This is a genomic window from Deltaproteobacteria bacterium (assembly GCA_029860075.1).
Lineage (GTDB): Bacteria > Desulfobacterota > JADFVX01 > JADFVX01 > JADFVX01 > JAOUBX01.
Window position 1 is genome coordinate 1 of record JAOUBX010000123.1, and the last position, 9,157, is coordinate 9,157.

Here is a 9,157-nt window from a genome sequence, read left to right on the forward strand (position 1 = left end):
AGCCGGTTATAGTCGTAGATATACTTGATCGATTTCGAATCGGCTCTCAGGTTAGGCGTTATTTTCCCGGTGAGATTGCCTGCCTCATCATATTTGTATTCCACATTGCCCGTGTCGGGGTTATCTATGGAGAGCCGCCTTCCGAGCATGTCGTAGGTGACGTAGGTATGATTGTCCCGGTCATCGATGATTTCTATAATTTCACTTATGGGATTATAAATGTATTTTGTAATGATCCAGCCATTTCCAAGCTTTTCCTTCATTGTTCTGATACCATCCCGAAGGTCTTTGAGGCTATTTTTAATTTTTCCTTCACCGTCAGTGACTTTGGTCATAAAGAGATTATCTTCAAAGCCGTACACTATGGTGCTGAAAGAATTATCGGGCAGAGTTATTCTGGTCTGCCTGTCAAGCACATCATATTCAAAGAGAGTGGGATTCTTTGGCTCACCTTGTATGTTAAATGCAGTCTGGTAACCAGCCTCAAAAACGGGCTGTCCTTGCTGAATGACCCTTCCGAAGGCGTCATAAATTGCCTTGCCCGATATGGTCATTCCGTATACTTTTCTCACTTCAGCCTCTTTCTTTGTCTGAAGGACGCGCTTTAATCCATCCGTGTAGATGAGGGTGTCGATGGTTTCACTGCTATCCCAGTGCTCCTTATTCTTTGTTAATGCCCGGGCAGGGACAACCTCGGGGTGGTATTCAAAGGATAGGGTAGGTACATGAGAGCCCTGATCGTAAGGGCCATAGATCTGTTTTGTCCTGCCAAAAGCATCGTAGCTATAGGAGATAACATTGCCGTTCAGGTCCGTTGTTGACAGAGGCTTGCCATACCTGTAATCGTACTTTGCCGTTGATATGTAATTGAAGGAATCCTCTATTTTTTCAACATAGCTATGGACCGTACTGTCATAGGTGTAGCTCAGCTGGTAGCGGTCGCCTTTTTCGTTTGATGCTCCTGTGAAAGTTTTAATGTTTCCGTAATCATCATAGGTCATATCTATTGTAGCTGACTGTCCATCACTTATAGATGAGACCAATTGTGTCACATTCCCTCTGCTGTCATAGCTTCCTTTACGTTCCCTGTATTTTTTGCCATCTCCACCGGTGACGGTAATGAGTTGAGGCAGGCTCATCAGGTATGAAGATGGCCTATACTCATACTTAATAACAACCACAATATCATCTGTTGCACCTGGTTCTCCGGCATCAAAGAAGTCTGTCACATTACCGTAATCATCGTAATCAAATGCGGCATAAGTCTCTTTTTCGAAATGGGGCTGTCCTTCGTAAAACTTTTTCTCAGTCCTGACAAGTTTTGGAAAAACAGTCGCTCTTTCTATGTTGATTGGATTAACTTCTGCCCTGGTGTCAATATCATAAAGGAAATATGAATTGACTGTTTCCATAAACCTGTTTTCCAGGTTATCCCTGACTATCTCTGATTTCAGCAGTCCCTTGTTGCAGAAGTTATCATTGAGATATTCTCTGGAAACACTCCTGTAGAGAGAATCCATGTCAGATGCATCTCTTTGTTCTTCGATAACATGTTTAAAGCCGTAAAACTCACGTTCCAGCCGGTCATATTTGCCGTTTTCATAACGGATGGTCTTAACCATACTGTCAACACCGTCTCCGTTAAAACCATCTGATACTTCCAGGCGGCTCATGACCCACTTGCTCTGGGGATGGTCGTATGTATTGCCTGTTCGCTTGTATTCAATTTTAAAGGAGGCGCCCATTGGACGTGTAACGCTCTTCAGAAGGTTCGTGCGGCTCGTTTTATTGATATGGGCCCTCATGGAGCTGTCTTTTCCTGATGTAAGATGGTCGGGCAATCCATCGCCGTTGATATCAACAAGTGTGTTTACGACTTTGGTCATGCTCTCGCTGCTGTCTTTCCCCTGGTTGAAAATGAGGAAATGAAGTATCAGGCAAACGCCGTCGCGACAGTTGATAACAGGAACGGCATAGGTATCATAAAGGCCTCTCCCTGCGGTTTCGCCTTCCGTGGATTCAATTCTAAGGCCCGTAGAAATCCTGCTGTCTTCCTCAATAAGTTTTACAGGAGCGCCAAATCCTGCGCCTGTATTTAATGCGGCTTTGATGTAATATATTGTATAAGTATTATCACAGGCGTTCCCGTCATCATTTGTCGAATCACATATAACGTCCGGGTCGACAAGGATCACTCCATCCATAAAGAGAAAATCAGGCAATCCATCGCCATTGATATCTTTCAGGGTTTTTTCAACCTCTCCTTCCGTGTCCGAATAAGAAGTGCCTTCACCGAAGGCCGACATCATATAATTGAATCCATAGCTCATGGAATCACTTTCGGTTATACTCTCATTGATTGCAACGCCTCCCCAATATTCAGGTTCAGCAAAATCGTAACCGAGATTTAAAGAGACTTTTAATCCCTGTGCCACTTTGTCCGGCAGACCGTCCCCATTCATATCTATCAAGTCATACTTGACTTCACTTTCCCCATCACTGCTGTAATCGCCAATCCCAAAGGAAACAGCCAGATTGATTGCTGTCCATATCCAACCCCCTGTGGATTTGCCGCCGCCACCCCCGCCGGTTCCTCCGCTTTTTCCGGAGATCTTTCCGCCATTGCCTCCCCCCGTATTACCTTTTGCGCCTCCACCTTTTGCGCCCGTACTAAGAGGTGTGCCGTCGCTTGTTGTTCCAAACATGCCGGGACTTCCTCCCAGGGCAATATTCCAGTTGAATTGATCATTTTCGCTCTTTCTTATTATCCCCTTTAAACGTGCCAAATTCGTACGTTTGTCGTCAAGAGTGCCATCGGCCCTGGTATATTGGATGCCTCCGGGGCTGACAATATCCGGATAATGATCGCCATTCATATCCATATAGTCCAGCAGGCTATGGCTGTCGCCTGTGGATGACTGCCATCCCGATGATATGGGCACATAATACCAGGACGTGTCCGAACCTTCCTGGTAATCTTCTGCAATACCTATCTTGTTTACAGCTCTATAAGCGTTAAAGTCCTCAGATTTTGGGACATCTATGTATTTGGTCCCAAAACGGGTGCTGCTCATGGTAGTATTCGTCAGCCGGCAATCCTCATCTGCGCCTCCCCAGGAATGTGTCTTTTGCAAGGGGATAAGGGGATAGGCTTTTTCTTCAGAATTGACATCATTATTACGCGATATATTAAAATCATTCTCATTAATCGGCTTGAGCGCCCTGTCCCGGTTGCCGTTATAAGCTGCATAGCTCCATCCTCTGTATGCAACAGGGAACATTCCTGCTTCACCGATGCTTGTGTTGAATGGGGCAGAGAAAGTTTCTGCCGCAGCGCCCGTTGGAATTGTTTTTTCATAAAGAAGACCATTTTTATTTATAGAGATTGCAGCCTGTTGAAGGAATTTGCTAATGTTTCCACCGGTAATAATCATGTAGAATTCAATCTTGTCTCCCCGGGAGGTATCAATGACCGTCTCACCGGCAATGAAGGGTGTCTGTTTATCGACACTGACGTCAAGCTTTTCCCTGTGAAGCACTTCGCCATCCTTAACAATCATAAATAATGCGCTGCCGATGGCCTCTTCATTCCCTTTGAGGTTGAACTTAAGTAACGGAGTAACCTTGATTGTTTCCGCCACTTCACTTACCCAGGTTGCCGGTTCAACATAAAAGATCTTTGCGGCATGGTTTTGAACATAGGCCCGTAATTCAGGTGTGCGGCTACTGAAATCAAGGAAAAGTTCTTCATCAGCCCCGGCGCCGGGAACAAAGATGCTGGACAGATAGGGTTCCGTCACCTTGTTGGCAGCAATATTCAGGATAGATTTACCGACAAGGGCGCCCCGGCGTTTTACAGTAAAGGCCACCTCACTATTTGGCACGTCGGTGAGCGGTCCCAGATAATCCGGATCGTCTGTTATGAGGCCCAACCGGGGGTAGATGATAAAGGCGCCCTCTTTGGAAACCTGCCAGGGGAGAGAAGCGGTATTCTTTCCATTCTCCGGATACATATCAACGCCAAAGGGCATATTCATATTCACAATGTAATTACCTTCTTCATCGGTAAGGCTTCCTGCATTTGTATCGTTCGACTCAATATAGGTAACTACCGGCGCCCAGGTTATTTGTGTCAGATCAATGGGCGAATCCGTCTGAATTTCGAAGCGGAGAGAGTCCATAATATCGACGGGGTCCGATATATTATCGGGTCTCGACGCCACATCAATGCCCAAAGCATTCAACTGGCTTTGATCATAAATAATGGTGCTTGCAACGCCGATAGGCACTTCATCATTGAAGACCACTGCCCCTGTTTCATTCCATGACATGGATTTCGTGATAAGAGGCACGTCATTTTTATAGACAACTACCCTGATATCATCGGTTGTAATATCGGCTTTGTTTAAATCACCGGTAATAAGCACCTTGCCTTTAAAAGGCATGGGAATGGAGCCTCCCCGTCCCATCAACAGAAAATCTTCAGAGGCTTTGAATCTGTAGATATTTTTATTGTCGGCATCAAGCGCTTCCTGCGGTTTATCAGCGTATGTGATCACAGGGTCCCACGTAACCCGGTCATAGGCGCCGTCAAAGACAGACTGAACACGAAAATATATCCGGTCTCCCTTTTTGACGGTTATCGAACCGGCGCCTCCCGGATTGTGAGGCGAGTAGTCTTGTGCCTCAATCCTCTCGGTCCATATTTCACTGCCATTATGCTGAATGGCAACTCTGACGCCATCGGCGGTTTGGTAAGCATTTCTGTCCTCAGTCGTATCTTCAATCAATGTTACGCTTCCGCCGATACTTACGATGCCATCATAGGGCGCTACCCATCTTCTGACAGGATCAATAAGTGGATAATTATTGATTTGTTCTTCGTAAAAGGCGCTTTGATCTTCAATGAGTCCTTCAATATCGATTTTACTCTGTTTAACAGGTATTTTTGTCTTGTTGCTATCCAGAGTAAAGGTGGGAATACGATCTTCGTCCAAATAGTTAAACCACACTACGCCATTTTTGACAAAATCGGGCAAATTATCGCCGTTAACATCAGCAAAGTACTCCATGCTTGTGGATGTGGTCTTAACATTGTACCTTGAAAAAGAACCGTAAAAGAGGTATATTTCATCCCCTTTGGAGCGTCCCTCCGTAAGCTGCCTGCCGAGCCCTTTCAATGTGGGAAGCTCCACTTTTCCACTAAAAGTAGTAGCGCCGTCTTCAGCCAGATTATTGGCCCTATAGTAGTATTTGTTACCCTCTTTAAATACTTTGTCGGCCAGGCCGTCTCCATTTATGTCGGTTAAAATTAAATATACTGTGCTGTTTGTTTTCTGTGTGCCCCATTTCTTGCCCTGAGAAGCTGATTTCATGGGCAGATAATTGCTGACCCCTCTATATCTGTGCCTTCCGTTATATTTGGCATGCGTGCCCCCCATTGCGCTGGCATATTCATGGCCCTTTCCCCCGAGATGAACAGCAATGTTATCATCGCCCGTTTCAATATTGATCTTATCGTCAAGCAGGGATGGATCCTCTTTTTCAGGTAAATTTATTTCATCGTAGTAATCAAAATCATGCTTATTGAATAAGGCCCCCTTCTCTCCCTCTCCATACTGGCTTATGGATGACAAAATAGTTTTATTAAATACGCCTTCCCTGTAATCGAGAACATAATTTCTAATCCGTTGATTATCCAACACTATCTCTATCCGTCTGAGCAGGTCCGCCGTCACAATTTTGAAGCCTGCTTTTCCATGGATGCTGATATCTTTGCGCCGGGGCTCATTGAGTTCATTGTCCCGCACAAACCTTACAATATATTTGCCCGGAGTATCGTTGAACCCTGCATAGGAGATTTCCTTTAAATAGATCTGATGTCCGGAAACGCCGGAGTCGCAGGTTTCATCGCCATTGCTGTTGTTCCCGCCTCCTACACCTGTATCACAGACTAAACTGTAGTCGTAGATAACGGTATTTCCGTTGGTATCAATAGATTTCCTTATCATCCACTGATATATGCCCTTGTCTCCGGCCAGTTTGCCACTGGCATCGTTTCCATCAATTCCGCCGTAAAAATGCCCTGTTCCATTCTTGTCTATGACTTCCCACCAGTATTTATCCGGGCTATTACCGTGGCGGATAATTTCCCTGAACCGGCCTTCAACGCGGGTATGGAATACCTTTTCCCCGGATCTCGGTTTGAGTTCTCCTCTATGTGCAACCGGTGTCAGCATTTCGCCGTTCAGCGCATAGGTCTCGGTTTCTTTCGCACTGTCGTATCTGGGAACGCCCCATCTCGTATCAACAGTAATGGCCGGTATTTGCAGGTCCCATCCTAATCCCAGCCAGCCATTACCCCCTGATGAGCTGTAGCTGACAGAAAGCTGCGGCTGCATGCCTTTACGCCCGGCAGGTATCTCTATGGGATAGTTTAACTTCGCATCTCCCATGTTGTTCGCCCTGGGCGCTTCGATGAGGTTTATGCCCGCTCCGGGATCGGCTGCCTTGATGTCTTTGATTGTATTCGGGTTGTAGGTGAGCGCTTCGGGGTGTTCCGGTGTGACGAGAACGGCGTTTATCATGTCTGTAAAGTGGTCTGTTTCACTTTCAACAAGAGCCGCATTTTTGTCAATATCAGCCCTTTTAAGCTTCTTCCAGCTCTTCTCCTTCTCATCATAGAAAAAAGTCCACACATCATTCTCCGTCATTCCCGCAGGAATGAGGTAGGGGTCATAGGGCATCTTCAGTTTGACGGTCTTTCTGAACCTGGTGCCGTGAGGTGTAAAGCGATAACCGTAGTCAGGGGCTGTAACATTAACCATACCGGGATCCAGCTTAGCCAGGTCGGCATGTTTTAGGGCCTTGATTTTTATCTTCATATTTTTCCATACAGCGCCACCTGGAATATCAAGGCTTGTACCCTTAAGGCCTATCTTTTTCCCCATGCCCGGAGAAACTTCTTCCTCTACTTCATCCGTTTCTTCAATTGTTCTGCTGTTGATTTTCTTTTCTTCCTCTTCGCCGGAAGCGCTTCCGGTCTCCTTTTCAGGCAAAGCCTCTTCTTCCATATAACTGCCAAGCTTAACGATCTGTTTAACATTGCTTCCATCAGGATAGACTGCCTTTACTTCCACCTGCCAGGGCTCGCTATCTTCCTGTCCTTCGAATCCTGCTTCATCTTTTGTGACGGCCCTGCCAAAGTGATTTTCGGGATCGCCCGTGGGCCGGACATATTTCTGTCCGGCAATATAGATTTGTGCATTTACTGTATCCGGTCCCTCGATCCACCCTGAAATGTATGCCTTTCTGCCATAGAACTCGCCTGATTCGGGGGAAGTGATGACCAGTTTCCGGTAAGCTTCTCTTTCACCTGCTCTGCTGCCCGAAATGCTTAACTGGTGAATATTTCCACCTCCCTGCCCGGCGCTTGTAAATATGAGGCGAAGCCCGTCAGTCGTTCCATTGTCAGGAATGAGTGTTGGAATGATATTCCATCCGCTTTGAAGGGTGTTAAGCGTATTCGTTACCCCGCCCTGGGGCGCTGCCCATTGCCCTGCTGACCGGTAGTGGTAGTCGAGCTTGCCCTTGATACTATTTTTCAGGAAAAAGGAGACCGAATGAGGTTGTATCGGGTTTTTGAAAGTGATGTCTACAATATCTTCTCCTCCTGATGCCGGTGAAAAAGTCCAGAAAGTGGAAAGGTCTTCATCAACAAGTGTTCCGGGATTGCCGGGACCGCTTATTTCTTTTATGAAGCTTGTGCCGTCATCCATGAGGGCAACGAATCTCACGTCACGAATGGCGTAGCTTCCGTACATGTCTTCAGGGGCGCTGAAGGTGAGGGAATTTTCGCCCGGCCTCAGCCAGAGCGGATTGACAGGCTCTACCTGGAGGGTCCACTGGTCGCTGTCGCCAACCCAGAAACCACCGGTAAAGCCGGTGCCGTTTATGCTCTGCCTTGTCCCTACCCACCTGGAGAGGCCATTTGATTCATAGAGAAGGTAGCACGCTTTATAGACTCGCGGATCTCTGTCGTTATTAAAGGTAAACTTCAGGTTGTCATTGGTTTCTTCTCTTACAACCTGTCCTTCAAAAGGGCTTGCTTTCAGCAGGACTACATTATCGGGCATGTCTCCGCTCTCTGCCGCACCAAGAAGCGCCTCTTTGCCGGGGATATTTTTTTTACCGTTTAATCCCCATATTTCAACTTCACTAACTCCTTTGATATTGACCTCTGTCGAGAGGGGTGTCAGTTCAAACATCATATTGCCGGTAATGATTTCATCAACTGCATCAAAACTGTTCCAGCCATCTGACAGTTTTTCAAGGTCCACATCGGTCAGGCCTGAGATCGGCGTCCAGGCACCGGGACTTCCCCAGTAAACATTGGCCAGGTAAGCAGCCTTGCCGAAAAAACGAATTGTCTTGATATTGTAATTCTTTTCGAGGGCAACGACGATGCGCGACGTTTCCGGCACATGTGAAAAGGCGGTTTCCGTATCATTGTCAAAGAGGTTCCAGAGAACATTGGCTCCCGCCGTTCGTCCCGTGGCAGAGAGTGTGAGAGGCGTTATTTTTACGGTCTCAGTATAGGATATCCGGCTTACCGACACTATTGATGTGATAAGAATGACTGCAATCATCAAAAACAGGATTTTGAAATAGGATACTTTACGCTTTGACATGACGTTCACCTCCCCGTAAAAAGTTTAAAAATAAAAAGCCCCATTCCTGTCTCAAGAGACAAAAAAAGGGCTTTTCAAAGTATTCGGTTTTTTGTATCGGTTGTTTTTCATATTTCAGCGGTCCCTCTATCCCGATTTATTCTCGGGACAGGTAACTTTGCGTCCTCCCGTCGCCCGGAGTTTGCCTTTTCCTTATGAATTTTTACCTTATACTATGTATTTCTGGATTTTTTCCTTTTAATATTTCAGGTTAATCAAAGACCAATACCCCAACCTAAGGTGCTGCTTTTTTCTGACTTAGTTAAAATCATAAGGCATTGAAAAATAAAATACTCGGCTTTTTTTGCTTTTTTTTGCACTTTCTTTCGGCTTTTTTTGCTTTTTTGGGCAAAATTCAAATAAACATACTTTTAATGGGTAAATATATTGACCACATAAATTTTCACAATTATTTTCTTTTTGCATTC

The 9,157-nt window shown here is 45.8% G+C and carries 1 protein-coding gene and 1 riboswitch; the gene reads right to left on the bottom strand.

The window, feature by feature from the left end; translation table 11 throughout:
* A partial coding sequence (locus OEV42_20680) for a hypothetical protein (protein MDH3976685.1) occupies positions 1-8,690 on the bottom strand: 8,690 nt, incomplete at its 3' end.
* A gap of 113 nt (positions 8,691-8,803) precedes the next feature.
* A riboswitch (cyclic di-GMP riboswitch) is annotated at positions 8,804-8,886 on the bottom strand.
* Positions 8,887-9,157: the final 271 nt, after the last annotated feature.